Origin of the sequence: Amycolatopsis speibonae, from assembly GCF_042647925.1 — a bacterium.
Lineage (GTDB): Bacteria > Actinomycetota > Actinomycetes > Mycobacteriales > Pseudonocardiaceae > Amycolatopsis > Amycolatopsis speibonae.
The window spans coordinates 1-26223 of sequence record NZ_JBHRWK010000008.1; the positions used below are offsets into that span (position 1 = coordinate 1).

General features: G+C 69.1%; 24 protein-coding genes and 2 pseudogenes. 7 read left to right on the forward strand and 19 right to left on the reverse strand.

The genetic code is table 11. From position 1 onward, the window contains the following. Window positions 1–183: pseudogene (locus ACFOSH_RS04045) on the forward strand (HNH endonuclease signature motif containing protein); the annotation flags it as partial. Window positions 184–227: 44 nt separating this feature from the next. Here the strand turns inward: ACFOSH_RS04045 and ACFOSH_RS04050 are convergent. Then, window positions 228–365, reverse strand: a pseudogene (locus ACFOSH_RS04050) (IS5/IS1182 family transposase); the annotation flags it as partial. Window positions 366–552: 187 nt separating this feature from the next. Continuing rightward, window positions 553–1494 carry a prolyl aminopeptidase gene (gene pip, locus ACFOSH_RS04055; protein WP_378237277.1) on the reverse strand — a complete coding sequence of 314 codons (942 nt, stop codon included), beginning with the start codon at window positions 1492–1494 and terminating at the stop codon, window positions 553–555. A 135-nt stretch (window positions 1495–1629) separates the two neighbouring features. Between pip and ACFOSH_RS04060 the strand changes: the two genes are divergently transcribed. Then, window positions 1630–2727, forward strand: a complete 1098-nt coding sequence (locus ACFOSH_RS04060) for a carboxylate-amine ligase (protein ID WP_378237278.1) — start codon at window positions 1630–1632, stop codon at window positions 2725–2727. Between the two features lie 12 nt (window positions 2728–2739). Here the strand turns inward: ACFOSH_RS04060 and ACFOSH_RS04065 are convergent, their stop codons facing one another. Beyond that, window positions 2740–3345: a response regulator transcription factor gene (locus tag ACFOSH_RS04065; RefSeq protein WP_378237279.1), complete on the reverse strand. Its 606-nt coding sequence runs from the start codon at window positions 3343–3345 to the stop codon at window positions 2740–2742. Between the two features lie 491 nt (window positions 3346–3836). Here ACFOSH_RS04065 and ACFOSH_RS04070 point away from each other — a divergent pair, with 491 nt between their 5' ends. Next, window positions 3837–4535 (forward strand): AraC family transcriptional regulator, encoded by a 699-nt coding sequence (locus tag ACFOSH_RS04070; protein WP_378237280.1) that lies wholly within the window; start codon window positions 3837–3839, stop codon window positions 4533–4535. An 84-nt stretch (window positions 4536–4619) separates the two neighbouring features. Here ACFOSH_RS04070 and ACFOSH_RS04075 read toward each other — a convergent pair whose 3' ends face one another. Further along, the gene (locus ACFOSH_RS04075) at window positions 4620–5615 is read right to left on the reverse strand and encodes a DUF1702 family protein (protein WP_378237281.1); all 996 of its coding nucleotides are present in this window, start codon (window positions 5613–5615) and stop codon (window positions 4620–4622) included. A gap of 433 nt (window positions 5616–6048) precedes the next feature. Between ACFOSH_RS04075 and ACFOSH_RS04080 the strand changes: the two genes are divergently transcribed. The 3 genes from ACFOSH_RS04080 to ACFOSH_RS04090 all read left to right on the forward strand — a co-directional run bounded on the left by ACFOSH_RS04080 (window position 6049) and on the right by ACFOSH_RS04090 (window position 8393). Next, window positions 6049–6654, forward strand: a complete 606-nt coding sequence (locus ACFOSH_RS04080) for a response regulator transcription factor (RefSeq protein WP_026466657.1) — start codon at window positions 6049–6051, stop codon at window positions 6652–6654. A gap of 166 nt (window positions 6655–6820) precedes the next feature. Continuing rightward, window positions 6821–7645 carry an AfsR/SARP family transcriptional regulator gene (locus ACFOSH_RS04085; RefSeq protein WP_378237282.1) on the forward strand — a complete coding sequence of 275 codons (825 nt, stop codon included), beginning with the start codon at window positions 6821–6823 and terminating at the stop codon, window positions 7643–7645. Between the two features lie 46 nt (window positions 7646–7691). Beyond that, entirely contained in the window at window positions 7692–8393 is a 702-nt protein-coding gene (locus ACFOSH_RS04090) for a winged helix-turn-helix transcriptional regulator (protein WP_378237284.1), read from the forward strand. Between the two features lie 59 nt (window positions 8394–8452). Here ACFOSH_RS04090 and ACFOSH_RS04095 read toward each other — a convergent pair whose 3' ends face one another. After that, window positions 8453–9073, reverse strand: coding sequence for an L-threonylcarbamoyladenylate synthase (locus ACFOSH_RS04095; protein ID WP_378237285.1), 621 nt, complete (start codon window positions 9071–9073; stop codon window positions 8453–8455). Between the two features lie 366 nt (window positions 9074–9439). Here ACFOSH_RS04095 and ACFOSH_RS04100 point away from each other — a divergent pair, with 366 nt between their 5' ends. Then, the gene (locus tag ACFOSH_RS04100) at window positions 9440–11761 is read left to right on the forward strand and encodes a sensor histidine kinase (RefSeq protein WP_378237286.1); all 2322 of its coding nucleotides are present in this window, start codon (window positions 9440–9442) and stop codon (window positions 11759–11761) included. 7 nt (window positions 11762–11768) lie between these two features. Here ACFOSH_RS04100 and ACFOSH_RS04105 read toward each other — a convergent pair whose 3' ends face one another. From ACFOSH_RS04105 to ACFOSH_RS04170, 14 genes are all read right to left on the reverse strand, one after another. Then, entirely contained in the window at window positions 11769–12377 is a 609-nt protein-coding gene (locus ACFOSH_RS04105; RefSeq protein ID WP_378237287.1) for a response regulator transcription factor, read from the reverse strand. A 254-nt stretch (window positions 12378–12631) separates the two neighbouring features. Continuing rightward, the gene (locus tag ACFOSH_RS04110; RefSeq protein WP_191259243.1) at window positions 12632–12823 is read right to left on the reverse strand and encodes a hypothetical protein; all 192 of its coding nucleotides are present in this window, start codon (window positions 12821–12823) and stop codon (window positions 12632–12634) included. Between the two features lie 269 nt (window positions 12824–13092). Further along, on the reverse strand, window positions 13093–13638 hold the full coding sequence (locus tag ACFOSH_RS04115) for a carboxymuconolactone decarboxylase family protein (protein ID WP_378237288.1): 546 nt from the start codon (window positions 13636–13638) through the stop codon (window positions 13093–13095). Further along, complete coding sequence (locus ACFOSH_RS04120) at window positions 13610–14095, reverse strand: DUF6187 family protein (protein WP_378237289.1); 486 nt, start codon at window positions 14093–14095, stop codon at window positions 13610–13612. The genes ACFOSH_RS04115 and ACFOSH_RS04120 overlap by 29 nt, the downstream gene beginning before the upstream one ends. Beyond that, complete coding sequence (locus ACFOSH_RS04125; protein WP_378237290.1) at window positions 14088–15407, reverse strand: NAD(P)-binding protein; 1320 nt, start codon at window positions 15405–15407, stop codon at window positions 14088–14090. Before ACFOSH_RS04125 ends, ACFOSH_RS04120 begins: the two co-directional genes overlap by 8 nt. A gap of 8 nt (window positions 15408–15415) precedes the next feature. Then, on the reverse strand, window positions 15416–15901 hold the full coding sequence (locus tag ACFOSH_RS04130; protein WP_020629598.1) for a DUF6423 family protein: 486 nt from the start codon (window positions 15899–15901) through the stop codon (window positions 15416–15418). Window positions 15902–16177: 276 nt separating this feature from the next. Continuing rightward, window positions 16178–16486, reverse strand: a complete 309-nt coding sequence (locus ACFOSH_RS04135) for a DUF6235 family protein (RefSeq protein WP_378237291.1) — start codon at window positions 16484–16486, stop codon at window positions 16178–16180. A 113-nt stretch (window positions 16487–16599) separates the two neighbouring features. Beyond that, window positions 16600–16722, reverse strand: a complete 123-nt coding sequence (locus tag ACFOSH_RS04140; protein ID WP_378237292.1) for a hypothetical protein — start codon at window positions 16720–16722, stop codon at window positions 16600–16602. 421 nt (window positions 16723–17143) lie between these two features. After that, the gene (locus ACFOSH_RS04145; RefSeq protein WP_378237293.1) at window positions 17144–17344 is read right to left on the reverse strand and encodes an acyl-CoA carboxylase subunit epsilon; all 201 of its coding nucleotides are present in this window, start codon (window positions 17342–17344) and stop codon (window positions 17144–17146) included. 11 nt (window positions 17345–17355) lie between these two features. Continuing rightward, window positions 17356–18897 (reverse strand): acyl-CoA carboxylase subunit beta, encoded by a 1542-nt coding sequence (locus tag ACFOSH_RS04150; RefSeq protein ID WP_378237317.1) that lies wholly within the window; start codon window positions 18895–18897, stop codon window positions 17356–17358. A 158-nt stretch (window positions 18898–19055) separates the two neighbouring features. Next, complete coding sequence (locus ACFOSH_RS04155) at window positions 19056–19223, reverse strand: DUF6222 family protein (RefSeq protein WP_378237294.1); 168 nt, start codon at window positions 19221–19223, stop codon at window positions 19056–19058. Between the two features lie 16 nt (window positions 19224–19239). After that, window positions 19240–19812 carry a flavin reductase family protein gene (locus ACFOSH_RS04160; protein WP_378237295.1) on the reverse strand — a complete coding sequence of 191 codons (573 nt, stop codon included), beginning with the start codon at window positions 19810–19812 and terminating at the stop codon, window positions 19240–19242. 1 nt (window position 19813) lies between these two features. Then, on the reverse strand, window positions 19814–20254 hold the full coding sequence (locus ACFOSH_RS04165) for an acyl-CoA thioesterase (protein ID WP_378237296.1): 441 nt from the start codon (window positions 20252–20254) through the stop codon (window positions 19814–19816). Window position 20255: 1 nt separating this feature from the next. Then, window positions 20256–26075, reverse strand: coding sequence for a type I polyketide synthase (locus tag ACFOSH_RS04170; protein ID WP_378237297.1), 5820 nt, complete (start codon window positions 26073–26075; stop codon window positions 20256–20258). Between the last annotated feature and the right edge of the window lie 148 nt (window positions 26076–26223).

The following is a 26223-nucleotide window of genomic DNA, read 5'->3' on the forward strand; positions in this document are numbered from 1 at the left end:
CGGCATCACGGGGAAACGAAAATCGATAATCTCGTGCTCCTGTGCTCGCGTCATCACCGGTTGATTCACCGCAGCGAATGGAAAGTCCGGATAGCCCAAGACGGACTTCCCGAATTCACCGCCCCCACCTACCTCGACCCCGCCGGCGAACCCAGACGCAACACCATGCACCTCAGAACATAGACCGACCATCCCGCAAGCAGCCGACTACTTGCGCCACCCAACGAGCCCGGACCAGAGCCGTGTCGTTCGCCGCGGCGGGCGATGGCGGGTGTGACTCCCACGGCGCGGACAAGGCGGCGGTATTTGTCGTGGCCGTCGCCGCAGTGGCCCCGCACTGGCGGGATCGCGTGGATCAACGGCATCCGCCGGGGTGACGTCGTGCCGACAGTAACTCGGCCAGCAGCTGCCACACTGGCTTCGGTCCGGTCCCGCAGCTCCTGCGGCAGGAACTCCCACAGACGCCGCTGCCCCACCCCTCGCAGAAGACCGCCGGGCAACCACATCAAACCCACACACAGGATCCTTAGTCGACTACTCGCGTTCGTGTCATCACCCGCGTGAGGCGAACCGGTCCAGCGCGTCCAGCTTCCAGGCCCGTTTCGCGTCGCTGGACCGATGTCCTGAGCCGTCGTCGATCAGCAGTTCGGCTCCGGGCCAGGCGCGGGCGAGTTCCCAGGCCGTGTCCACTGGGCAGCTCAGATCCCGGCGCCCGTGGATCAGTACGCCGGGGATGTTCCGCAACAGGGCGGCATCGCGGATCAGCGCCCCCGGTTCCAGCCAGCCCACGTGAGAGTAGTAGTGCGTGACGATTCGTGCGAATGCCAGTTCCCACTCGCCGTTGGGACCTTTGTGGACGGTCGCGCCTGGCTCCAGTGAAAGCACAGTGTCCTCCCAGGTACACCAGGAACGGGTGGCCTCGGTCCGGATGTGCGGGTCGGGATCCGCCAGGAGCCGTGCGTAGGCGGCGACCAGGTCGCCGGAGAGATCGCCGCGGAAGCGGGCCCACTCTTCGGGGAAGAAGCGGCCGGCGCCGTGATACAACCAGTTGATCTCGGAAGGGCGTGTCGTGCTGATGGAGCTGACGATGATCTCCGTGACCCGCTCCGGGAATCGTTCGGCGTAGGCGAGTGCGAGCGTCGTGCCCCACGATCCGCCGGTGACGAGCCAGCGTTCGATGCCCAGGTGTTCGCGTAGCCGTTCCATGTCGGCGACGAGATGCTCCGTCGTGTTGTGCCGCATGTCTGTCGCCGGGTCGCTCGCGTGCGGGGTGCTGCGGCCGCAACCGCGCTGGTCGAACAGCACCGCGCGGTAGCGGGCCGGGTCGAACATCCGCCGCATGCCGGGGGTGCAGCCCTGTCCGGGGCCGCCGTGCAGCATGACCGCCGGTTTCCCGGCCGGGTTACCGCAGGTTTCCCAATGGACGAGATTGCCGTCACCTACATCGAGCAGTCCCGAGTCGTAGGGCTCGACAGGAGGATACAGATCGATCATGAACCGAGACTAGACCGTCAGTGAGACCGCGAAACACTTTCGCCGCAACGAAGTTCAGCACACCGGCCCTTTCCTCGCCGGGCTCGAAGGGGGAGATTCATTGGTACCGGCGGAAATCACCAGAAACGGAGAACCATGGCGCTTGACGGCATGAACTTCACGCTCGGTGTGGAAGAAGAGTTCGTCCTCCTGGACCCGATGGACGGCTCGGTCGCGTTGCGCGCACCCGATCTTCTCGAGAACCTCGCGCCCGGACCGGGCGTCACCGGTGAGCTGATGCGATTCCAGATCGAGACCGCGACCGACGTCTGCCGCGGCCTCGACGAGGTGCGGTCGGAACTGACGAGGCTGCGGCAGACCGTCGCGAGGGCGGCCGAGGCCGACGGCTGCCTGATGGTGGCGGCGGGGATCCCGCCCGGCGAACTGCGGCCGGACGCGCTCACGCCCGATCCCCGCTACCGGCGGTTGGCGCAGGCGTTCCCCGAGCTGATCGACGAAGCGGGGACGTGCGCCTGCCATGTGCACGTCGGCCTGCCTTCGCGGGATCTCGGCGCGCGGGTCCTCGCCGGGCTGCGGCCGTGGCTCGCCCCGTTGCTGGCGCTCAGTGTCAACTCCCCGGTCGAGAACGGCACCGACTCCGGCTGGTCGAGCAGGCGCTTCCCGATCTGGGACCGGTGGCCGACGGCGAAACCTCCCGACGAATGGCCCGGTGCGGCCGCCTACGACCGGAGTATCGGGGACGCCTTGCGTCACGGCGCCGCCCTCGACGCGGCGGGCGTGTACTTCTACGCCCGCCTTTCCCCTCGCTATCCCACTGTCGAGGTACGGATCGCCGACGTCTGCCTGGCCGTCGACGACGCCGTGCTGCTCGCGGCGTTGGTGCGCGGACTGGTCGCGACCTGCGCCGGAACCGCGAGGCCGCCGCGAGCCCGCGGTGCCCGGATCGGTGCGGCGTTGACGGCCGCCGCGCGCCGCGGCCTCGACGGGCCGGGCGTCGACGTCTTCACCGGCAGGGAGGCCGATCAGCGCGACCTGCTCGGGGAACTCGTCGATTTCATCCGGCCGGCGCTCGGTGCCGCGGGCGACACCGAAGACGTCGAGCGGGGGCTGGACTCGCTGTTCGAGCACGGGACAGGCGCGGCCCGGCAACGCCGTCTGCTCGCGGAAGCGGCTTCCCCCGGCGAATTCGCCGCGGATCTCGCCCACGCGACGATGAACGTGCCGACCCGATGAAGAGGTCCGGCGTCACAGCCAGCCGGACTCCCGCGCGATCCGCACCGCGTCGACGCGGTTGCGGGCGCTGAGCTTCGAAACGATCGTCGTCAGGTAGTTCCGCACGGTACCGGCGGACAGGAACAGTTCCGCCGCGATCTCGGTCGGCTCGGAGCCGACCGACGCCAGCCTGAGCACTTCGATCTCGCGGGCGGTGAGCGGGCATTCCTCGCTGTCCCAGGCGGCGAGCGCCAGGTCGCCGTCGACGACACGCCGCCCGGCGGCGACCCCGCGGACCGCGTTGGCCAGCCTGTCGGCGGGCGCGTCCTTCCGCAGGAAACCGTTGACCTTCGCGGCCAGCGCCCGCCGGAGGGTGCCGGGGCTGCCGAGCGAGGTGAGGATCAGCGTGCGCACCTCGGGCAGTTGCTCGTGGAGTTCGGCGGCCGCGGTGAGCCCGTCCTTGCCGGGGAGATCGATGTCGATGAGCGCGATGTCGGGGCGCGCGGACTGGGCGAGCGGGAGGATCTCGTCACCGCTGGCGCATTCGGCGACGACCTCGATGTCGGCTTCGAGGCCGAGCAGCGCGACCAGAGCCCCACGGACAATGTGCATGTCCTCCGCCACCAGGACCTTGATCATCGACCCCATCTGCCTTTCGCCTGCGCCTCGCCCCACGAGCCGACAATACTATCCTCACACACCCGTCCCGCGAAATGGAAACCGGCCCTTGACCGCCGCGGGGGGACGCGGTCAAGGGCCGGTTCTGTGTTGCCGCGGGAATACGTTCTTCGGACCGCACCAACACGGCCGGGGTAGTTCCGGCGTGAATGCGCTACCAGGAATTTTGCGGCCGCCCGACGCGAAGATCCAGTGTTCACACCACCGCCGACCTGTGGTTTTCGCACGGTCATCCCATGATGTGCGGCCTTCCTCGGACCCGCCGGGGTGACCGTGAAATTTTCACGTCGCCGCACACATGAATCCATATCCGGCGGTGAATCAAGCACTTCAGGAGAAGCGGCGGCGAACACTACTGTCGGAAACCACAAAGCACACCGGAATTCCTCGAGCGAAAGGACGGTACAATGGATGAGACTGTCCGGCGAGCCGTGGAGCGAGCCATTGGCGCCATGAACGAGAAACTGGGCGAAGAGCTCACTATCGACGACATCGCCCGTGCGGCGACCTTCAGCAAATTCCATTTCACCAGGGTGTTCCAGCAGGCCACCGGCGTCTCGCCCGGCCGGTTCCTGTCCGCGCTGCGGCTCGACGAAGCCAAGCGCCTGCTGCTGACGACCTCGATCACGGTCGCCGACATCAGTCACCGCGTGGGCTACAACAGTGTCGGCACCTTCAGCACGCGGTTCAGCAGCCGCGTCGGCCTCTCCCCCTCCGCGTACCGCCAGCAGGGCGGTTTCCAGCACCGTCTGGCGGGCGAACCCCGTCCCGGCCCGAAGCCGGCGATCGTCCGCGGTTTCGTGTCGGCGCCGCCGGAGATCTCGCCCGGCCTCGTCTTCGTCGGTCTTTTCCCGACTCGCATCCCCGAGGGCGCGCCCGTGCGCTACACGGTCATCGACGTCCCCGGCCCCTATCAGCTGACCGACGTCCCGGAAGGCACCTGGCACCTCGTCGCGCACTGCGTGACCGGGCCGCTCACCCGCCGCGGCACCGGGTTCACCGGGCACCACGGCCCGATCACCGTCGAGCCGGGCGTCACCGCGCGGCTGGCGGACCTGCGGATGCGCCCCAAGCGCCTGTTCGACCCGCCGGTCCTGCTCGCGCTGCCCGACCTGCGGCACCGGCCGGAGCCCGTCAAGCGCGCGGCCTGACCTTCACCCCAGTGTCAGGAAAGGGTCGTTCAAGACAAAAAATGTCTTGAACGACCCTTTCATGACATCCACGGGAGCGGGGTCTCAGGCGGACAGGCGGCCCGCCGAGGGAGCGAAGCCCTCGCGGATGTTCTGCCGCCAGAGTTCGTAGGCGGGCGTCCCGTCCGCGTCGTTCTCGACGACCTCGGTCGAGTCGGCCAGGTCGACGGCCTCCTCGATGCTGAGCCCGGCGAGCGTCCGCGCGGCGCGGCGGGTGTGCGCGGGGACGAACGAGGAGAACGTCCTCGCCTTCACCGCGAACACGACACCGAGGCCGAGTTCGTCCTGGTGTTCCCCCGCCGACTCGCGCAGCCTGGCCAGCCCCGGCTGATCGCAGCCGCCCGCGAAGGTCGAGGCCAGCCCGACGCCGCTCCACAGGTCCGGGCGGCGTCCGGCGGGGAAGCGGTTCACCGCCGCGGCGACCTTCACCGGGTCCGCTCCGTTGATGAACCACAGCGCCCGCCCGATGCCCTGGTCACAGGCGCGCGGGAAGTACGCCGGGGCGCCCGCCCACGGGTACGGCTTGGGGACGAACTGCCCGTCGACCCACTTGCGCGTGTCGAAGTACGCGCGGTCGAACGCGTAGCCGTCGACGGCCAGCCAGCTCATCGTCGGATGGAACGGGACGCCGTCCAGATCCGGCAGCACCTTCTTCCACAGCGGCCGGGGCAGCCGGGCCATCGCGAACCCGATGCCGATGTAGGTCAGGAACACGTGCGGGAGGCCGGGGCCGCTCATCAGTTCGGCCGTGCGGTCCTTCCGGCCGCCGGGCATGACGTCGAGGATGGTGAACGCCATCGCCGCGCCCTCGTAGGCGAACCCGCGCATCTCCTGCTCGACCATGTCCAGCCGCCGCTCGGCCTCCCACAGCGCGGGCCCGTGGATCCCCCATTCGAACCCGCACACCACCGCTTGCGGGATCGACTCCAGCCGGGCGGTCGCCGGCGTCGGCGGCACCCCGAACCCGCGTCCCTCGAAGCTGACCGAAGCCAGCGAAGGTGCGAACACGGCCTGACGGAGGGCACCCAGCAGTGAGCTCATCACATACGTCCTTTGTGGATAGTGGCGGCTTCGCGCGAACTCGGCTCTTGCCGAGGAGACCACGCCGTGCTCGCCGTCCGCTCGACGGTCGATCGAGGTCGTAGCCGGTACCGCCGAACAGTCCATCCCCGCCATTGACAATGGCGATTTCACCCGTTCGCCAGTCCAATTCACCGGAGTGGTACGTACTTCACGGGGAATGAAAAGCACTTATGGCGGCAATTTTACCGTCTTCTATCCTGACACTGGGTAATCGATCGATAGCAGTTTCATACCCCTCGAAGCTTCGGCATCACCGCAGCTCACCAGGGCATTGATCGACCGAGCAGGCCGCCGAAAAAAGCACAACCTTGAATCGTGCGATTCAGATTCACTCTTCCGGGTTTGATATGTACACTGAGAGTTAGCGCGTTTTGGGGAAGAGGAGGTCGGAGTGATCCGAGTCCTATTGGCCGAGGATATGCACATGGTCCGCGGCGCCTTGGTCGCTCTGCTGAACCTCGAACAGGACATCGAGGTCGTCGCGGAGGTCTGCTCGGGCGACAAGATCCTCCCGATGGCCGCGGAGTACCTCCCGGACGTCGCGATCATCGACATCGACCTGCCCGCCAAGGACGGACTCGCCGCCGCTTCCGAGCTCTACCAGCAACTTCCCAGCGTCCGCACGCTGATCCTCACCTCGCTCGGGCGTCCGGGCACGGTGCGCCGCGCGCTCGACGCGAAGGTCAACGGCTTCCTGCTCAAGGACGCGCCCGCCGACAAGCTCGCCAACGCCGTCCGCTCGGTCGCCATCGGCCGCCGCGTCATCGACAGTGAACTCGCGTTGTCCGCCTGGGAAACGGAGGATTGCCCGCTGACCCCGCGGGAGGTCGAGATCCTCCGCCTCGCCGCGAACGGGCGCACGGTCGCCGACATCGCGGCGGAACTGTTCCTGTCACCGGGTACCGTGCGGAACTATCTCGCCACGGTGGTCACGAAACTCAACGCCCGCAACCGGGTCGACGCCATCCGCATCGCCACCGACTCCGACTGGCTCTGACCCGCGCGCGTCTTCTCCTTTGCCGCGAACGGTTCCGTGCTCCAGGTCATGACGATCGCATACGCGGCAACGAAGAAATCACGGTTCGCCGGGTGTTTCCGGCACTGTTCCGAAGGTTCTCCCTCTGTCACCGTCACAGAGGGGGAGTCCGCCGGAGGGGCAGGGGATGCACGCGATGACCATCGACCAGGGAGACACGGCCACCGCACCGGTAGCCTCGAACCGGGTGCCGGACGCGGTACGCGCGCGGCTCCTCGGCCCTCTCGAACTGCACGCCGGCGGCGCCGATCGCGCGCCGAGCACGCCGAAACTCCTGCAACTACTGGCGATGCTGCTCATCCGTCCCGGCAAGACGGTCCACGTCGACTCCCTGGTCCACGAGCTGTGGAACGCCGCGCCCCCGCGCAGCGTCCGCCGGACCCTGCACACCTACGTCCACCACCTCCGCCGCCACCTCGACCCCGACGGCACCGGCGACCTGCTGATCACCTGCCCGCCCGGGTACCGGCTGGACGTCGATCCGGCGGTGGTCGACGTGTCGGAGTTCCAGCGGCTGCAGCAAGCAGGCCGCACCTTGCTGGACGAGGGCGACAACGCGGCGGCCGCCCACGCTTTCCGTACCGCGCTGGACCTGTGGTCCGGTCCCCCGCTGGCCAACATCCACTGTGGACCGACCCTGGCCGCCTACACCGTCTATCTGCTGGAGCACCGGCGCAACGCCCGTGACCTGTGGATCGAGGCCGAGATCCGGTCCGGGCGGCACCGGGAGATGCTCGGCGTGCTGCGGTCGCTGACCACCGCGAACCCGTTCGACGAAACCCTGCACGGCCAGCTGATCCGCGCGCTGGGACTCAGCGGGCGGCGCAGCGACGCGCTGGCGTCCTATCACTGGCTGCGGGCGAGGCTCGAGGACGAACTGGGGGTGAAACCCTGCGCCGAACTGCGAGAGCTGCACCGCGAACTGCTTTCCGAGGGACACCCGATCCGCTGAACGAGCACCACCCCGCCACCAGATCCAGGAAGTTGAGGAGTCAAGCATGACCGCTCGCACCTACGGCCAGTTCTGCGGCCTCGCCCGCGCGCTCGAGATCATCGGGGAACGCTGGTCCCTGCTCGTGATCCGCGACCTGGTGCTCGGCCCGAAGCGCTTCGACGAGCTGCAGCAGGGCCTGCCGAAGATCCCGACGAGCATCCTGTCGACCCGGCTCAACGAACTCGAACGGCACGGCGTCGTCCAGCGACGGGTGCTTTCGCAGCTCGACGCCGGGGTGGTCTACGAGCTGACCGAGTACGGAAACGACCTCGACCAGATCCTGCTGCAGCTGGGCCTGTGGGGTGCCCGTTCGCTCACCGACCCGGCGGCGGACGACCTGTTCACCCTCGACGCGGCCATCCTGTCGCTGTACACGACGTTCCAGCCGGACGCGGCCCGCGGCGTCCGTGGCTCGTTCGAGCTGCACTACGGCGCTGAACAGATGGGCGACCAGATGATCGTCCACGCGGTGGTGGAGGACGGCGCGGTGACCGCGGGCGAGGGCCCGCATCCGGATCCGGACCTCGTCATCGAGCCGCGCGGGCCGCTCATGCTCAAGCTGCTGAACGGCGAACTGGACGCCACGAGCGCGCTCACCTGCGGCGCTGTCGCCATCAAGGGCGACCCGGCGCGGCTGGAGCTGTTCACGAGGCTGTTCCACATCCCCTCGGCGCCGTCGAAGACCGAAGGGCTCGTCACGCACTGAGGACGTGTCCGCGGCGGGACCGGGCCGAGACACCGGTCCCGCGCGGTCACTCCAGGTGCCTATTCGAAGCGTGAAGTGTCGCCGGCGCCGTGGCGCACGATCTCCGGCTCCCCCGACGAGAAATCGATGACCGTGGTGGGCTCGACCCCGCAGTCGCCGGAGTCGATCACCGCGTCCACCACGTGCTCCAGCCGCTCTTTGATGTCCCAGCCCTGGGTCATCGGCTCCTCCTGGTCGGGCAGCAGCAGCGTGCTCGACAGCAGTGGTTCGCCGAGTTCGCCCAGCAGCGTCTGGGTGACCACGTGGTCCGGGATGCGCACGCCGACGGTCTTCTTCTTGGCGTGCAGCAGACGGCGCGGAACCTCCTTGGTGGCCGGGAGGATGAACGTGTAGCTGCCCGGCGTGGACGCCTTGATCGCGCGGAAGACCGCGTTGTCCACGTGCACGAACTGGCCCAGCTGGGCGAAGTCCTGGCACACCAGGGTGAAGTGGTGGCGGTCGTCCAGCTTGCGGATGCTCCGGATACGGTCGATGCCCTGTTTGTTCCCCAGCTGACAGCCGAGGGCGAAGCAGGAGTCCGTCGGGTACGCGATGAGCCCGTCTTCGCGCAGGATGTCGACGACCTGTCCGATCGCGCGCCGTTGCGGATTTTCCGGATGTACGTCGAAATACCTGGCCATACGCCGAGCTTAAGGCCCCCGGCTCCCACGCGCCGCGAGAGGCCGCCCCGTGTGTCGTACACGGTTGCGTACACAGTGGAACCCAGGAGCGACTCACGTCTTCCATCGTGGCGTGTTCCGCGATCCTCCGCAGGGTCCGAACGTCCCACACCCGGTCGCGGGGCAGTCAGGATTTTCCCTGCCCCCGGCGGGGAAAACGTCTCCCTGTTCGTCGTTCTCCCTTACCTTGAAGGATCAACGGGGGTAACGAGCATGGGTTAGGATCCGAATACACCGCGATGGAAGGTCGTGCGGCGCCCTGCCTCGGCCGTCGTGAGGGCGAAGCACAACGAAGATGAGACGTCTCCTGTTACCACTGGGGTGCCTGTGCCGGAACAGCTCGCGGTGACCGCCGAACCACTGGGGACCGCCGGGATCGACCGGCGCCCCCGCAGAGCGCTGTTCCTCGCCGGGTTGATCATCACCGTCGTCTTCGTCAACTCCTGTCTGTTCGGTCTCCTCGCCGTCCTGACGCGGCCCGGGGTGGACTTCTGGCAGGGCCTGCTGGCGGTGCTGTACGTCGGTCCCGTGCTGGCGATCCAGCTGCTGTACTTCAGCCGTCCGGCGGTCCGCCTCGACACCAAGGTCGCCAAAGTCATGTTGGTGGTCCAGGCGTGCCTGGCCTACCTGCCGACGCTGCACTTCGAGGCGGCGCTGAGCTCGCTGACCACCCTCGCGGCGGGAAGCGCGCTACTGCTGTTCCGGCCGCGGACGGGCTGGACGGTGTTCACCGTGTTCATGGCGGGCACGACGTGGATCCTGTGGACCTACGACGACACGTGGCTCGGCGCGGTGTTCGACAGCATCACCGCCGTCTTCTACGCGCTGGTCGTGTACCTGCTGACCTGGCTCGCGCGGCTGGTGACCGAACTGCACCAGGCCAGGACCGAGCTGGCGAGGCGCGCCGTGGCCGAGCAGCGGCTGGCCTTCGCGAGGGACCTGCACGACCTGCTCGGGCTCAGCCTGTCCGCGATCGCGCTCAAGGGCGAGCTGGTGCACCGGCTGCTGCGCAAGTCGCTGGACCGGGCGCGCGAGGAACTCGCCGAGATCACCGGGATCGCCCAGCGGACGCTGTCGGACGTGCGGTCGGTGGCCAGGGGGTACCGGGAGCTTTCGCTCGAGAAGGAATCGCGGACCGCGGTGTCGCTGCTCTCGGCGTCGAACGTCGCCGTGCGGGTCGACCTCGAGCAGGTCGAACTGCCGGTGAAGCTGCGCACCCTGCTGGCGAAGGTGCTGCGGGAGGGCGTCACGAACGTGCTCCGCTACACCGGTGTCGAGCAGTGCGAGATCACCGTGCGCGAGAACGCGGGCCGGGTCACGCTGGAGATCGTCCACGACGGAGCGGCGCACGAGGACCTCCCGGAAGAGACGGCCGAGAGCCTGCGCGAGGTGATCGCGGAGGTCTCCGGCCACGGCGGGACGCTGGACGCGGGCCCCGACGCGGCGGGCCGGTGGTGGCTGAGCGCCGACCTCCCGGTGCCCGACCGGATCGAACCCACCGAGACGGCGCTGGCCCAGGGGCCCGGGCACTGGTCCCGGATCGACGCCAGGAACGTCCAATGGACGCTGACGGTGGTCTTCATCCTCTTCGGTCTCTCCGCGATGGCGCGGGCCTTCATGCTGACCGAGGACGGCTGGTCCCTCGCGCTCATCGCCGGCTACCTCACCGCGCTGATCACGCTGCAACTGTCCTATTTCGCCCGGCCGAACCTCCGGCTGCGCTCCCGGCAGACCTACGCGCTGCTGTTCGTCCAGGCCTGCCTGATCTTCCTGCCGCTGATCCCGCTCGGGCACACCTGGGTGAGCCTGCCCAGTCTGTTCGCGGGCACCGCGCTCCTGGTGCTGCCGCCGCTGGCGGGGTGGACGGCGTTCGCCGCGACCGCCGCCGGCGTGGTGCTGATCCGGATCGAATACGGCACCGACTTCCTCGGTGGCTTCTACAGCTTCGCGTCCATCCTGAACACCGGGCTGATGGTCTTCGGTCTCATCTGGCTGATCCGGCTGGTGACCGAACTGGGCGAGACCAGGAAGCGCCTCGCCGAGGTCGCGGTCGCGGAGGAGCGGCTGCGGTTCGCCCGCGATCTGCACGACCTGCTCGGGATGAGCCTGTCGGCGATCGCCCTCAAGAGCGAGCTGACCAGCCGGATCATGGACATCGACACCACCCGCGCCTCCGACGAGCTGCTGGAGATCCTCGGGCTGACACGGCAGGCGCTGACCGACGTCCGCTCGGTGGCGAGCGGCTACCGGGAGCTGTCGCTGGATCAGGAGTCCCGGTCGGCGCAGGCGGTGCTGGTGGCCGCCGACGTCCAGGTGCGGCTGGAGATCGAGCACGAGGACCTGCCGGCGACGGTGCGGACGGTGCTGGCCGTGGTGCTGCGCGAGGGCGTCACGAATGTGTTGCGGCACAGCAAGGTCGAACGCTGCGAGATCGCCGTGCGGCGGACCGGTGACGGCGTCGCGCTGGACATCGTCAACGACGGCGTCGAGAACGGGCGGCCGCCGGAGCCGGAGCAGCCGATGCGGGTCGAGGCCGCGGGCAGCGGCATCACGAACATGTCCGACCGTGTCGCCGGACTCGGCGGCGAGCTGACGGCCGGGGTCGAGGCCGACGGGCGGTTCCGGCTGCGCGCGGTCGTGCCCGTCTAGGGCGCGCTCAGATCCAGCCGGACTCCTTGGCGATGCGGATCGCGTCGACCCGGTTGCGGGCGTTGAGCTTCGAAACGATCGTGGTCAGGTAGTTGCGCACGGTTCCGGTGGAGAGAAAGGCCTTCGCCGCGACCTCCAGGGTGTCGCGGCCTTCCGCGGTCAGCCGCAGGACGTCGATCTCACGCGGGGTCAGCGGGCATTCCACGGTGTCCCAGGCGGCGAGCGCCAGATCGCCGTCGACCATCCGCCGTCCGGCCGCCACGCCACGCACGGCGTTGGCGAGTTTCTCCGCCGGGGCGTCCTTCAACAGGAACCCGTTCACTTTGGCCGCCAGGGCCCGGCGGAGCGTGCCGGGCCTGCCGAGGCTGGTCAAGATCAGGGTTCTGACCTCGGGAAGCTGCTCGTGGAGTTCGGTGGCCGCGGTGAGCCCGTCCTTGCCGGGAAGATCGATGTCGATGACCGCGACCTGGGTCCGCGAAGTCCGTGCGGCGGCGAGGATCTCGTCACCGCACGCCACTTCGGACACCACTTCGATATCCGGTTCCAGCCGCAGCAGCGCGACGAGCGCTCCTCTGACGATGTGCATGTCTTCGGCCACGAGAACCCGGATCACCATCGCGCCGCCCCTTCAACGCACACCCCCGTGGGCCCAAGATAAACACGCCCGGACGGAACGCGTTCCACCGTTCGGGTGGTGAGTCAGGTTGGTCCACTTCGGAGGCACTACGGCAAAAGGGTCGCCTGGCTACGGATTCCGCAGTCGGTCGGTGACTTTCCGTCGCCGCGGCCGGTGGGCGGCTGGGACGGGGAAGCACGAACCGCCCGTTTCCCGCGTCCGGAGAGGCGGGAAACGGGCGGCGGCGGATGCTCTCAGCTCGCCTCGGCCAGCGGCGGGGCGGTGCAACAGGCGCCGGTGAAACAGTTGAAGACCTCACCACGCGGCTGGTTGGTCCAGTGGTCGAAGCGGTCGATCACCAGCTCGACCTGATTCCGGGCGGAATCGGTGTCGATTCCCTGGACGGCGAAGAGCGAGCGGACGTTGTCGGTCACAGCGTTCTTCATCGAGTGGCTCCCAGGCTTTTCGGTGGTTTTCCTTCGATGAGGAAATCGTGCTTCCCGAGGCCTGGTCACGGCCAGTGCCATGCATCATCGCGGGGATGTGCTTTTCGCCTACGCCAGAAGGTTCGCCAAGCTGCTCCACTTCCCCGGTCATGACTATCGAATGGAGCAGTGGAGGCCTTTTTCGGTCACGGAAAGTGTCAGAGTGAGCCCAACGGGGCACGGTGACGGCTTGTGGTCACTTGACCGTGTTCCTCACCTGGATGGCGTAGTCACCCGGCGAGCAGGCGCGCCAGGCCGGCGTACCCGCCTTCCTTCAGCCGCACGCCCGAGGTCTTCGCGTAAGCGGCGTCGGCGCGGATCCCGAGTCCCTCGACCATCCGGTTCATGAAGTTGAACAGAGCGCAGACGAGCACGGCGTCGTGCAGCGCGGCCTCGTCCCAGCCCGCCGCGAACACGGCTTCCGCGTCGGCGTCGGTCATCAGCGACGGCGTCCGCGTCAGCTTGCCCACGTAGGCCAGCACGGGCTTCATGCGTTCGTCCACGGGCGAGGAGCCGAGGTCGGTCAGCGCGGCGGCCAGAAGTCCTTCAGGCACACCGAAAGCCTCCGCGGTGACGGTGTGGACGCCGTGGCAGTACCGGCAATCGTTGACGCCGGAGACGTAGGCCGCGATCAGCTCCCGCTGCCCCGCGTCGAACGCCGACTGCGCCCGCATGATCAGTTCGTGGAAGTCCAGCAGTTTCGACGCCGGGGCCGGGAACTTCTGGAAGACCTGCAGCAAGGTGGCGTCAGTCGGCAAAGACCCGAGATAGGACATCGTTGGTACCGCTCCCCTTTTCCGGCGCCCGCCCGCGTCCGGCGAGCTCGGCCATGGCGTCGACGTCGTCGCGACGCAGCCAGCAGGCCGCGAGGCACGCCACCGACGCCGGTCCCAGCCCGGTCACCGTGGCGGTGACCCGCGCGGCGGCGTGTTCCCATTCTCTGCGCAGGGAACCGGCCGTTGTCATCTCCGGACCTGCTTCGATCAGCGGGCGGACCGCGCGCCAGCGGATGATCCCGGCTTCGACCAGCGCGTCCATGCCCAGGTCGAGCGCGTCGTGCCGGGCCTGGTCCACGGCGAGGGCGACCAGCGCTGGCTCATCGGCGAGCCGGGCCAGCCCGACGCCGGCGAGCAGCCGTCCGGCGTCCAGGCCCATGAGGATCACCCCCGACTCCGTCGACGGCGAGTCGTCTATCGAGGGCAGGGTGAATCGGGAGTCGTAGGGCTCAGACACGGGCGACGTCCTTGGCGGCCACCCGCTGCGGGGTGTCCCGGCGCAGGTTCTCGGCGACGGCGGCCGCGACCCGGGCGGTGGCGACGCGGTGGCCGTCGATGTTGCGGGCGGCCGGGCCGAGCGCCATCCCCGCGGCCGCGCCGACGGCGAAGACCCGGGGCGCGCCGACGTAGGCGAAGGTGCGCTCGTCCAGCTGAGGCCAGCCGCCGCGGTCGAGAACGGCGTCGTCGGGCATCAGGCCGTCACCGATCGACGGCGTGGTGCCGAGCGCCAGGACGGCGTGGTCCACGGAGACGCGCGAACCGTCTTCGAGGTGAAGGCCGACGCCCGGGGTCACCTTCGTGATCGCCTTGCCGCGATGCACGACCAGCCGCCCTTCGGCTTCGGCCGTTTCGAGCATCGGCCGGAACTCGAACATGATCGACGCGCGCCGGAAGCGGCCCATCAGTTCGAGCCGGTCGGACCAGCTCACGCCGTCGAAGCGGGCGCGGCCTTCCGGGCGGAAGAACGACGAGTTGACGTCGGCGCATTGGTAGCGTTCGCCCGCTTCGCGAACCACCCAGTGCACTTCGCGGCCTTCGGCGAGCCCGGTGGAGATCAGATGCGCGGCGGTGAGGCCGGCACCGACGACGGCGAGCCGCTTTCCACCGGGGGGAACGGGTTCGTCCCAGTAGCTCACGCCACGCGGCGGATAGCCGCCGCCCCACCAGGTGTCCGGTGCGGACCGGCGCTCCTCGCCGAGGCACAACACCGTGTGGCGCGCGGTGACGGAGAACCGGTCGGCGCGCACGGTGACCGCGTCCGACGTCGGCAGCACCTCGCGGACCGAACCGCGCCAGGTCCGTTCGGTGACGTGATGGCTCGCGGCCAGATGACGGCAGTAGGCCTCGAAGACGTCGACGGGGACGACGGAGCGGTGCCCGGCCTGCGCCATCCGGATCTCCCGGCGCTCCACCGGGGTCAGCACCGACCAGTGCAGCCGGGCGAAGTCCAGCAGTTCGCAGTCGCGGTAGCCCTCGACGCCGGGGTGGTGTTCGTACGGCGACCGCAGCACGCGCTGGCCGAGCAGGTCGACGCGGTCGAAGAACCGGCCGCAGGGACGGCCGTCGCGATCGACGACGACGAGGTCGCGGACGCCGTGGTGCCACAGCGCGGAAGCGACCGCGAGCCCGGCCGGGCCCGCGCCGACGATGACCACGTCGGCGCCGGGCGGCGGATCGGGGGTGACGGCGGCGCGGATGGCCGGGAGCACCGGCCACTCCCGTCCGCGCGGCGATTCGAGCAGCTGGGGTTCCGGGACGAAGGTGATCACCGGCGTGCTCAGCCGATCACGGTCACCGGGACGATCAGCTCGATCACGGGGCGCTGTTTCATCCCGTTGCTGATCAGTTCGTCCAGTGTCTGCTGGGACTGCTCGGCGGTGTCGGTCGCGATCGGGCTGTAGCGGGAGTACGAGTAGGTCGGCTTCCGGCCGCCCGCGTCCAGCGAGTACACCTTCAGCACGGCCTCGCCGGGGCGGACCTCGCCGTCGTAGAAGGTGAGGCGGCGCTGGTCCGGCGTCATGAACGACTTCGAGAACTGCCGGGAAAGCACGAGGGTCTCGGCGTCGTCGACGAAGGTCGAATCCTCGTCGGTGACGACCTGCATCGCGACCCAGGTCTTGTCGGTCAGGTTGGTCTCGGACTTGATCACCTGCCAGCGCCCCGGCTCCGGCAGGTTGACGCTCACCGAGACGTCGTGCTCGGTGGTGTCGATCGCCCCGGAGATCATCAGCACCCGGCGGCGGACGTCGGCGACCCCGGCCATCTGGATGTCACGCGCGCGTACCCGCGTGGAAACGTCCAATCCCGGGAATTCAGGTGACGACATCTTTCATGCCTCCAGATCTCGATAACCGCAATTCCGAACCGGCGCTGTTTCCCAATCCGCAAACACGGGAAGAATTTCACGCCGAACTGGACGGTGTCAAGATGAGAAACGCATGATCCACTGGCGCGAAAGGCTGCCGGTACAAGTCACGCCGCTGGTCCGTTCAGCGGTATGCGACCAGGTCTTTTCGGTCTCACCCACCCGCCAGGCAGGTCAGGAGCCGTCGGAGTCCTCGGCCCACACGGCGGCGGGTGTACCGTGCTCCAGCGCCCCGATATAGACGATCTCGAACGAGGAATCGGATCGCCTGAGCCCGATCCGGATGACCAGATCGTGTTTCACCAGGATAATGAACTGATGCGGATCCCGGCCGTCTCCGAAAATGTCGTAGATGAGAAAAGCGGATCCGTCGGCTACCGCGAAAAGAGCTTCGTAGATAACATTGCGTTCGGCCTGCGGGGCGTTGATCGCCCATTCTTCCAGCACCTGCAAACCCGACGTGAGCTGGAGGCGCATAGCCATCCGAAGGCCTCCTCGAGGTCTTTCCGGGTCGCGGGCGAAGTTCATTCTCTCGCGCGGGATACCCGATGGTCTTCTTTGTCCTTGCTGTTTTCGCTGGTCGCGGCTCAGGTCCGCTAGTTGTAGCCGAGGACGATGTGCTCGGCCGGGAACTCGTTTTCCGCCGGCTGCCTCGGCTCCGGGACGAACGCCACCGGGGCGGCCTCGGCGAGCCCGCGCGGGTCGAAATCATCGGTCACGACCCAAATTCGCACCTGTGCCGTCATGACGTTCCTCCCGGCCTTCGATGAAGAGCTCACTTGACAACCAAGGATGGCCCCGTCCGATCGGAAGCCGATCGTGGTGCGCTCGGAGGTGGCTGGAGACGCCGGTGAGCAAAAATCGAGTCGCCGGTAAGGCCCTTCCGGTAGTGCTCTTGTGGTACCCGGAAAGCCAAGGAGCACGCCATGACCGAGCGCCTCGACCCGTACGAGATCTACGCCGACGACGAACTCGACGTCGACCTGCTGGGCCTGTCGTGGCCCGACCCCGCCGTCCCCGAGCAGCGGGACCGGCCGTGAGCGCGGCACGAAAAGGGCGACACGCGTGATCAGACGGGCGACACGCGAGTCGCCCGTCTAGTCACGCGTGTCGCCCGTCTAGTCACGCGTGTCGCCCGAATCAGCGCAGGGTGGAGGTGCGCCAGGTCGCGGCGGCGAGCGGCGACCAGGCCTGCCGCGCGGGCGCGGCGGGCGGAGGCGCGGCGGACGCGGACGTGGCGAGCGCGGTGAAGACGGCGACGAGCGCCGCCAGTTCGGCGTCTTCCGGGTCCCCCCGCAGGACCCGGAAGACCGGCGCACTGTCCTTTCCGGACGGTGACATGGTTCCCCCGTTCAGATCGGGTGGTTGCCGTGCTTGCGCTGGGGCGCAGCCTTTCGCTTGTCCTGCAGCATGTCCAGCGCCCTGGCGACGGTGGAGCGGGTGTCGGCCGGGTCGATGATGTCGTCGACCAGCCCGCGCTCGGCCGAGTACTGCGGGTTCATGAACTCCTCGGTGTACTCGGCGACCAGGTGCGCGCGCAGCGCGTCCGGATCCGATGCCGCGGCGAGATCCTTGCGGAACAGCACGTTGACCGCGCCCTCGGCGCCCATCACGGCGATCTGGTTGGTCGGCCACGCCAGCGACAGGTCGGTCCCGATGGACCGCGAGTCCATCACGATGTACGCGCCGCCGTAGGCCTTGCGCAGGATGACCTGGATCCGCGGCACGGTCGCCTCGCAGTAGGCGTGCAGCAACTGCGCGCCGTGCCGGATGATCCCGGAATGCTCCTGCTCGACGCCGGGCAGGAAGCCGGGGACGTCCACCAGGGTCACCAGCGGGATGCTGAACGCGTCGCAGAACCGCACGAACCGCGCCGCCTTCTGCGAGGCGGGGCCGTCGAGCACGCCGGCGAACACCACCGGCTGGTTGCCGACCAGGCCGACCACGCGTCCGTCGATCCGGGCGAGCGCGCACAGCACGTTCTGTGCCCACCGCTCGTGCAGCTCGAAGAACTCGCCGTCGTCGGTCAGCTCCGCGAAGACGTCCCGCATGTCGTACGGCTTGTTCGGCTCCACGGGGACGAGTTCCGCGAACCGGGGCCGCCGGTCCTTGCCCGCGTCCTGCGACGGCTCGCGCGGCGCGGGCTCCAGGTAGTTCGACGGCAGCAGCGACACCAGGTAGCGGACGTCGGCGAGGCAGCTCTCCTCGTCGTCGTGCACCACGGTCGCCACGCCGGACGACGCGCCGTGCACGTCCGCGCCGCCCAGTTCGTCGTGGCTGACGCGTTCCCCGGTCACGGTCTCGACGACGTCCGGCCCGGTCAGGTACATGCGGGCGGTGTCGCGCACCATGAAGACGAAGTCCGCGAGCGCGGGCGAATACGCCGCCCCGCCCGCGCACGGTCCGAGCACCACGCTGATCTGCGGGATGACGCCGGACGCCTCGACCTGGCGGCGGAAGATGCCGCCGTAGCCGTTGAGCGCCATGACCCCTTCCTGGATCCGCGCTCCCCCGCTGTCGTTGAGCCCGATCAGCGGCGACCCGGTGGCGACGGCCAGGTCCATCACCTTGTGGATCTTCGCCGCGTGCGCCTCGCCGAGCGAACCACCGAAGACGGTGAAGTCCTGCGCGTAGACGAACACACGCCGTCCGTCGATGGTGCCCGAGCCGGCGACGACGCCGTCGGTGTACGGCCGGTTCTCCGCCAGCCCGAGCCCGCTCGCCTGATGCCGCCGGTACAGCTCGACCTCGGTGAAGGAATCGGGGTCCAGCAACAGATCCAGCCGTTCGCGCGCGGTGTGCTTGCCGAGCGAGTGCTGCCGCCGGACGCCGTCGAGCCGTCCGTCGACGATATGCTCGCGCAGCTCGTCGCGCTGGGTGCGCAGCAACGGCATCGTCGGCTCCGGCGGATGCACCGGTTCGGCGCCGCGGGCGAGCGGGATCACCTGCCCGTCGGTCGCCCTCGGGAGCCGGGGGCGCCGCAGCCGGTCTTCCGGCAGCGGCACCACCTCGGAGTCCTCCGTGCGCTGGGCGCCCGGATCGCCCTGCAGGGTCACGCCGCCTCCTTGAGGCGGGTCTCGCGCTCGAGCTCGTCGAGTTCGATCTCGCGCACGATGTCGCGCCAGCACACCCCCCGTCCGAGCCGGGGCATCGTGGTGACCACCGGCGGCCGCTCGGGCGAGAGCTCCGGAGCGGGCGTGGCGGATTCGTTGACGGTCATGACAGTTCCTCTCCCGTTAGGCCGATGCCCGTACCCGGCCGTCGATCTGGTGATAGCCACCGCTGTAGAAGACCAGCGACTCCTGCGCGGTACCGCGGCTGGAGGCGACCACCCGGCCGAGGAAGATCGAGTGGTCACCGCCTTCGTGGACCTCGGCCAGCTCGCATTCCAGCCATGCCAGCGCGCCGTCGAGCAGCGGGGCGCCGGTCTGCGGCCCCGCCGTCCAGTCCACGGAGTCGAACTGCGCGAGCCCGGCCGGGCGGCGCCAGTCCGCGAAGTACTTCGCCAGGTCCTTCTGATCCGACGCCAGCACCGTGACCGCGTACGAGCCCGCCGTCACGATCGCCTCGTGCATCCGGGCCGCGCGGGAAACGCAGCACAGCACCATCGGCGGTTCCAGCGACACGGAGGTGACGGCGTTGGCGGTCATCCCGTGGGCCCGTTCGCCCCCGGCGGTCAGCACGGTGACCCCGGTGGCGAACTGGCCCATCACCTCCCGCAGCCCGGCCTGCGCGGACAACCGGCGCCGCGAGGCGGGTGTCGGCAGGCGTTTCAGCACCGGCCGCTTGGGCTCGTCCTCTGTGCCCACGTCACTCTCCCTTGCGATCGACCGCGTACGGGGCCAGCGCCTCACGCAGCTGCTCGGGTACCCGGCTGGGCACCGTCGCCGTGTTGGGGCCGCGCATGCACGCGATCCGCTGCCGTCCGCGGGCCACCAGCCGCTCGCCCTCGTCGGTGAGGTGGACGTAGTCGAAGGTGAACTGGATCTGGGTCTGGGTCAGCTCTTCCAGCCGCAGCCGGATGGACAGCTCGTCGAACGCGGTGATCTCCGCGTAGAACTCGCAGTCGACCTTGAGCGTGAACAGCTTGAGGTCGTGACGGACCTCTTCGAGCACCGCGGGAGCCTTGTCCTTCAGGAACATCTCGCGGCACCGGCCCTGCCAGCGCACGTAGTTCACGTAGTAGACGTTGCCGACCAGGTTGGTCTCTTCGAACCCGACCGTGTGAAGGATCTCGTAGTAGTCGGCCATGTCAGTTCTCCTCTCCCTGGAGCACCGCGAAGACGACGGGATCGGTCCGGTCGTTGACGGTCGTCACCCAGGTGGCGATGCGGGCACTGCCGTGGGAAAGCACCGCCCAGCCGTCCGGGTCGACCCGGTGCACGGTGAGCGCCTGTGTCATGTCGCCGGTCTTGCGCACGCATTCCAGCGCGCTCCAGACCCGGGTGTGCGCGACGGAAAGCGGCTCGCGGGCGTCCGCGGCGAGCAGTTCGCCCACCGAGAGCAGATCCTCGCCGAGCAAGCCCGCCCAGTCCTCCGCCGTTCGTTCGATCGCCGTCTCGACGTCGCACGCGATCCGGCCGGTGCCCGCGATCGCCAGGGTGAGGTCGGCGCTGTGCGACGCGCTCACCTCGACCCCGTCGGCCTCCGGTTTCCCATCCGGGCGGTAGCGGATCTCGAGCGGGGTGTCGACGGCGCGGCCGGCGGCCAAGGCCGTCTGCGCCCGCCTTTCCGGCGTGGTTTCGACGGAAACTCCCACCGGGTCCGGTTCGACGACGATCGCACGGGACGAGCCGAGCAGCCGTTCGATCGAACGCTCCAAATAGGACCCGAGCATCGACGGGACCCAGGGCCCTTCGCCGTCGCGTTTGCGCACCGCGCGCAGCTTCAGCCCCTCCCACCGCTCGACGAGCTTCCCGTCCGGGTTGCGGACGTCGAGGTCGTAGAGGTAGCTGTCGCCGTCCTGCGAACGCTCGCGGGCGTCGAGGAGCACGTACTCCGGGTCCTGCTCGCCGGGCTCGGCCAGGTACAGCCGCTCGATCCCTTGCGGCAGCAGGGTCGCGTCCGGGACGCAGCACTGGATCGCGTGCATCATCGCGTCGCGGGTGCCCGGGTCGGCCAGGAGCTGTTCCTGCGGGAGGAACGGCGCGAACCAGTCGACCTTCGCGCCGGTCGCGATCTCCGCGACCGCGTGCCGCGCGCTCGCCCGCCGGTAGCCGGTGACCCGCTGGAACCGCTTGCCCTGGAAGAGAACCGTGCCGTACAGCTCGGTCGTCGGGTCGACCGGGACCGGCGGCAGCGCGACGTCGCGGACGACCGTCTCGCCGAGCGGATCCGGCCGGGAGAACGTCAGCCGGGCCCTGAAGTGATCGGCGCTGAACCCGGTCTCACCACTGCGCAGCACCACGTCCACCGTTTCGGCGTCCCTGGCCAGCGCGGCGAGCCGGATCGTGGTCGAGCCACCCGGCGAGACGATGATCGGGCGCAGGAACTCGACGTCGGAGAACACCGGGGCCGGCAGGCTTTCCACGGCCAGTGCGGCCTTGGCGACCTGGGTCATCGCCTCCATCCCGATCACCGCCGGGAACAGCAGCTGACCGTCGAGCAGGTGGTCGGCCAGGTACGGGTCGCTGCCCGCCGACAGGTCGGCCTCGGTGATCAGCTCGACACCCGGGTAGTGCACGACCGCCCGGTCGACGAAGCGGGTCAGCGGCAGTTCGCGCTTCTCCACCGGCAGGGTGGCCAGCCCCGCGGTACGGCCGCAGACGACCAGTACCGACGGGGCGGCCGGATCGCCGACGACCCGGCGGAGGATCTCGATGCCCTCCTCGGTCGGGATGGGGGTGATGCCGTCGCGCATCAAAGCGCTGACGACACCGAGCTTTTCGCCCATCCCGGTCCCGGACCAGACCGACCATTCCAGCGCGATCGCCCGTGCCTGGGGGTGTTCGCGGCCGAAGCGCACGGTCAGTTCGGTCATCCAGTCGTTGGCCGTGGCGTAGTGCGCCTCACCGCGCAGGCCCGCCCGTCCGATGATGCTGCCGAAGGTGACCAGCAGCTTGATCTTGTCCTTGTCGACGGCGTCGAGGACGGCGTTGAGGCCGCCGATCTTCGGCGCGAGGGTCTTGCGGAAGGTCTCCTCGGTCAGGGAGAACAGCGCGGCGGGCTCATTGCGGCCCGCGCCGTGCAGGACCGCGGTGACCGGGCCGAACTCGGCCTGGATCCGGCCGATCGCGTCGGCCACCTGCTGAGCGGCGGTGACGTCGGCGCGCTCGTAGCGGTAGGTGATGCCCGCCGCCGCCATGCGCCCGAGGTTCTCCGACAGTTCGGCGTCGTCGGCCGGATCGCTCCGGCCCAGCAACGCCAGTTTCGCGCCGGAGTCCTTGGCCAGCGCCAAGGCGCTCTCCGCGGTGATGCCCTTGCCGCCACCGGTGACGAGCAGGACGTCGTCCGTGCCCAGCGGGGTCCCTTCGGCCTCGGACGGCTTCAGGGCGCCGAGCTTCGGTACCGTGCGGACACCGGCGGTGTCGTAGCGGACTTCGCTGAAGTCGTTCGTCGCCGCGACTTCGGTGACCACAGTGGACACCGCCGCGCCGACGGCTTCGGGGTCGACAGGGTTGACGTCGGCGAGGTCGACGATCGTGGTGCGGGCCGACGGGTCCTCCAGCCGCAGCGTCTTCGCCAGGCCGGAAGCGCCGAGGCCGTGCTGCACCACGACGAACCGCGTGCCGTTGGGCGCGGCCAGCACCGCGCGGCCCGCGTCCAGGAACAGTCCGACGTCGCTCGCGTCGCTGTCCTCGTTCAGGCACAGGAGGACGCCGTCGCCGACCCCCGCTCCTGCCAGCGCCGCGCGCAGCGGTTCCGCCAGCGGATGGCCGTCCGGGGCGAACGCCGTCCACTCGGCGGTGGAAATGCCGGGTGTCAGGTCGGGCGCCGGCTTCGGCGCGACGACGTACTCGACCGCGAAGGGCCGGACCCACGGTCCGACACCGGCGACCTCGGCCTGGTTGCTGTCGGCGGGTTTGGCGGTCTGCGCGAGTTCGTCGATCATCTCGGCGAGTTCCCCGAGACAGACGGTCGCGAAGTTCGGCATGCCCTCCAGCGCCGGGCGGCCGAGCGCGCGGGTCACGTCGTTGACCAGCTGGCCGACGGTGATCGACGAAAGGTGCAGGTCGTCGAGCGGATGCGTGTCGGCGGTGACCGCTTCGAGCGGCAGTTCGACCCGCTCGGAAGCCAGTTTGCGCAGCAGGTCGAGCGTGCTGCTGCCCCCGTTTTCCGAAGCTTCCCCGGTGGCGGCTTCGGCAGACCCGGCGACGCGGTCGCGGGCCAACTCCGCGCCGATGGACGGCGCGGCCTCACACGGGCTGGCGAGGAAGTTGAAGACACCATCGACCGGCAGGGTCCGGACGACGCGGCCGGTGAAGAGCGCGGAGGTCTCCAGTGGGGCGCCGAAAGCGAACGCGGCACCGGCGACCTTCAGTACCGCGGCCAGTGTCGGGCTGTCGGTGTCGATCGCGAGTACCGGCGTACCGGGCGCGATCTCGCCGAACAGCCCGGTGAGCACCCGGCCGGGGCCGACCTCGATCACCAGGTCGCTACGCTCGGCGACCTTCGCGGCCGCCTCACGGAAGCGCACCGGCAGGACCACCTGGTCGCGCAGCAGATCACGCAGGTCCTCGGCGGCGTGCAGGACGTCACCGGTCACCGTGGACACGACGGGCCTGTCGAGCCGGGCGAAGCCGAACGCGGCGAGTTCCTCGGTCATCGCCTCGGCGGCCGGGACGACCGCGGGCGAGTGGAAGGCGTGCGAGACGTTGATACGGGTGGCGGTGAAGCCCTCCGCGCGGGCACGGGAGATCACCCTGTCGATCGCTGTCGCGGGTCCGGAAAGGACGGTCTGCTCGGGAGCGTTGTAGCCCGCGATGACGACCTCTTCGCCCTCGGCGAGCCGCTCGGCGACACCCGGTGTGGCGGCGATCCCCGCCATGGCACCGTTTCCGTCGCTCGCGGTCGCCATGACCTTGCCGCGGATCTTGGCCAGCTTGAGGACTTCGCGTTCGGTGAGCGCGCCACCCCAGTGCAGTGCGGTCAGCTCGCCGAGGCTGTGCCCGGCGGCTGTGCTCGCCTCGATGCCGAGGCTCTTGAGGACACGGAGCCCGGCGAGCGATCCGGTGACGATGCGCGGCTGCGCGACGTCGGTGGCGACCTGGTCGGCGCCGGTGGACAGGCCCGCGGCGCGGTAGATGTCGTCCGCGTGGGCGAAGCGTTTGCGCACCGCGCCGACCGTGCCCTGCCCGGAACCCTGACCGGGGAACAGGAAGCCGATCTTCGGGTCCTTCGAGCGGGAGCTGGCGAAGATGCCTTCGCTGGCGGAGAAGACCTCCGGCTCCCCCTCGCCGAGGAGGTCGAGGAGTTTCGAGAGCTTGCGCTCGGCATCCTCCGGGTTGCTCGCGACGATCGCCGCGCGGACCGGTTTTCCGGACAGTTCCGCGGAAAGCGTGCCGGCGAGGTCCGCGAGCTCCGCGAACGAAAGCTTCGGCACGACCTCCAGCAGCCCGGTCACCTGACCGCGCAGCGACGCGGCGTCGTCGGCGTCGAACAGCAGCAGTTCACTGTCCTGCCGTCCGGCGACGAGCGTCCGGGTCTTCTCGTCGAGTTCCTTGCGCCGCGCCGCACCCGGCGCTTCGGTGACGGTGACGTGCGAGTTGATGCCGCCGAAGCCCATCGCGGAGACACCCGCGCGGACCGGATGGTCCGTGGGCCACAGCCCGGCCTCGGCCGGGACGTACATCCGCGCCGAGTCGCCGACGAGCGACTCGTGCGGTTCGTAGTGGCCGGTCGCGGGCGGGATGACCTGGTGGTACACGGCGAGGGTGGCCTTGATCAGCCCGGCGACCCCGGCCGCGGCCTTGGTGTGGCCGATGTTGCCCTTGATCGTGCTCAGCGCGGCACGGTCGGCGAGCGGGTCGGCGTCGCGGCGGGCGGTGGAGAGCGCCTCGATCTCGGTGGCGTCGCCCAGCGCGGTCCCGGTGCCATGGCCCTCGAAGTAGGAAACGGTCTCGACGCCGTAGCCCGCCTTGTCGTAGGCCCGCTTGAGCGCGAGGCGGTGACCCGACGCCTCGGGCCGCGTGATGCCGCCCTTGCCGTCGGAGGACACACCCCAGCCGCCGATGGAGGCGTAGATCCGTTTACCCTGCGCGATCGCGTCGTCCTCGCGCATCAGCACGAGCATGCCGGAGCCCTCGCCGGGCCAGAAGCCGTTGGAATCGGCGTCGTAGACCTTCATCTCACGTTTGGCGAGCGCGCCGGTCTTCGCGAAACCGATCACCTCGAACGGGTCGATCGACAAGTCGACACCGCCCGCGACGGCGACGTCGAGGTCACCTTCGGAAAGCGCGTTCGCCGCGGTCACCACGGAAAGCAGCGACGACGAGCAGGCACCGTCCACAGTGAACCCGCCGCCGCCGAAGTCGAAGAAGTTGCAGACACGGCCGGCGATCGTGTTCGCCAGCCCGCCCGCGAGCGAGTCCTCGTCGATCTCCGGGAACGGCGCCTTGTACTGCGCTTCGAGATCGTGGAGGAACTCGGCGGTGTCGCCCTCCGCCCAGCCTCGCTCCGCGAGCGCGGCCGCGACAGTGCGGCGCACGTACGGCCAGCGCAGCCGCATGATGTTGGCACGCGAGAACTCACCGGTGAGGCTGTTGCCGATGACCACGCCGGTGGCGGGGCGGGGCAGCCCGTCACCCTCGGGGAAACCCGCGTCCGCCAAGGCCTGCGCGGCGACGTCGAGGGCGAGCCAGTGCGTGGTGTCGGTCGAGCGGAACGTACTGCCCGCGACCTTGTACTTGATCCGGTCGAACTCGTAGTCGCGGAGGACCGCGGCCTTCTGGGCGTAGAAACGGTCCGGAGCCTTCGGGTCGGGCGAGTAGTAGTCCTCGCGGTTCATCCGCTCGTCGGGCAGTCTCCGAAACGCCCGACGGCCGGCGAGGACGTTCTCCCACAGTTCATCCGGGGAACCGGCGTCCGGGTATCGGAGACCGATACCGACAATCGAAATCCGCTCAACGCTCATGCCACCGCACTCCCCTAGCTCTCAACCACTCAAGTCATGGAATCCGGTCCCGGCGCCAGAAACCCGGCAACCGTCCGCATCTGCAGTCCGGTCAAGCATGACCCGGAGCAGGGTGAAGAGTCTTCTCTCATGTTGTTGAAGGCGGCCG

Bases quoted from the DNA above. Each gene is read 5' to 3' on its own strand.
- ACFOSH_RS04145 (WP_378237293.1), bottom strand. From the start codon at position 17,344: ATGTCACCGTCCGGAAAGGACAGTGCGCCGGTCTTCCGGGTCCTGCGG.
- ACFOSH_RS04135 (WP_378237291.1), bottom strand. From the start codon at position 16,486: ATGGCTATGCGCCTCCAGCTCACGTCGGGTTTGCAGGTGCTGGAAGAA.
- ACFOSH_RS04115 (WP_378237288.1), bottom strand. From the start codon at position 13,638: ATGTCCTATCTCGGGTCTTTGCCGACTGACGCCACCTTGCTGCAGGTC.
- ACFOSH_RS04075 (WP_378237281.1), bottom strand. From the start codon at position 5,615: ATGAGCTCACTGCTGGGTGCCCTCCGTCAGGCCGTGTTCGCACCTTCG.
- ACFOSH_RS04085 (WP_378237282.1), top strand. From the start codon at position 6,821: ATGCACGCGATGACCATCGACCAGGGAGACACGGCCACCGCACCGGTA.
- ACFOSH_RS04170 (WP_378237297.1), bottom strand. From the start codon at position 26,075: ATGAGCGTTGAGCGGATTTCGATTGTCGGTATCGGTCTCCGATACCCG.
- ACFOSH_RS04155 (WP_378237294.1), bottom strand. From the start codon at position 19,223: ATGACCGTCAACGAATCCGCCACGCCCGCTCCGGAGCTCTCGCCCGAG.
- ACFOSH_RS04070 (WP_378237280.1), top strand. From the start codon at position 3,837: ATGAACGAGAAACTGGGCGAAGAGCTCACTATCGACGACATCGCCCGT.
- pip (WP_378237277.1), bottom strand. From the start codon at position 1,494: ATGATCGATCTGTATCCTCCTGTCGAGCCCTACGACTCGGGACTGCTC.
- ACFOSH_RS04105 (WP_378237287.1), bottom strand. From the start codon at position 12,377: ATGGTGATCCGGGTTCTCGTGGCCGAAGACATGCACATCGTCAGAGGA.
- ACFOSH_RS04095 (WP_378237285.1), bottom strand. From the start codon at position 9,073: ATGGCCAGGTATTTCGACGTACATCCGGAAAATCCGCAACGGCGCGCG.
- ACFOSH_RS04110 (WP_191259243.1), bottom strand. From the start codon at position 12,823: ATGAAGAACGCTGTGACCGACAACGTCCGCTCGCTCTTCGCCGTCCAG.
- ACFOSH_RS04065 (WP_378237279.1), bottom strand. From the start codon at position 3,345: ATGATCAAGGTCCTGGTGGCGGAGGACATGCACATTGTCCGTGGGGCT.
- ACFOSH_RS04150 (WP_378237317.1), bottom strand. From the start codon at position 18,897: ATGCCGTTGCTGCGCACCCAGCGCGACGAGCTGCGCGAGCATATCGTC.
- ACFOSH_RS04165 (WP_378237296.1), bottom strand. From the start codon at position 20,254: ATGGCCGACTACTACGAGATCCTTCACACGGTCGGGTTCGAAGAGACC.
- ACFOSH_RS04130 (WP_020629598.1), bottom strand. From the start codon at position 15,901: ATGGCCGGGGTCGCCGACGTCCGCCGCCGGGTGCTGATGATCTCCGGG.
- ACFOSH_RS04090 (WP_378237284.1), top strand. From the start codon at position 7,692: ATGACCGCTCGCACCTACGGCCAGTTCTGCGGCCTCGCCCGCGCGCTC.
- ACFOSH_RS04060 (WP_378237278.1), top strand. From the start codon at position 1,630: ATGGCGCTTGACGGCATGAACTTCACGCTCGGTGTGGAAGAAGAGTTC.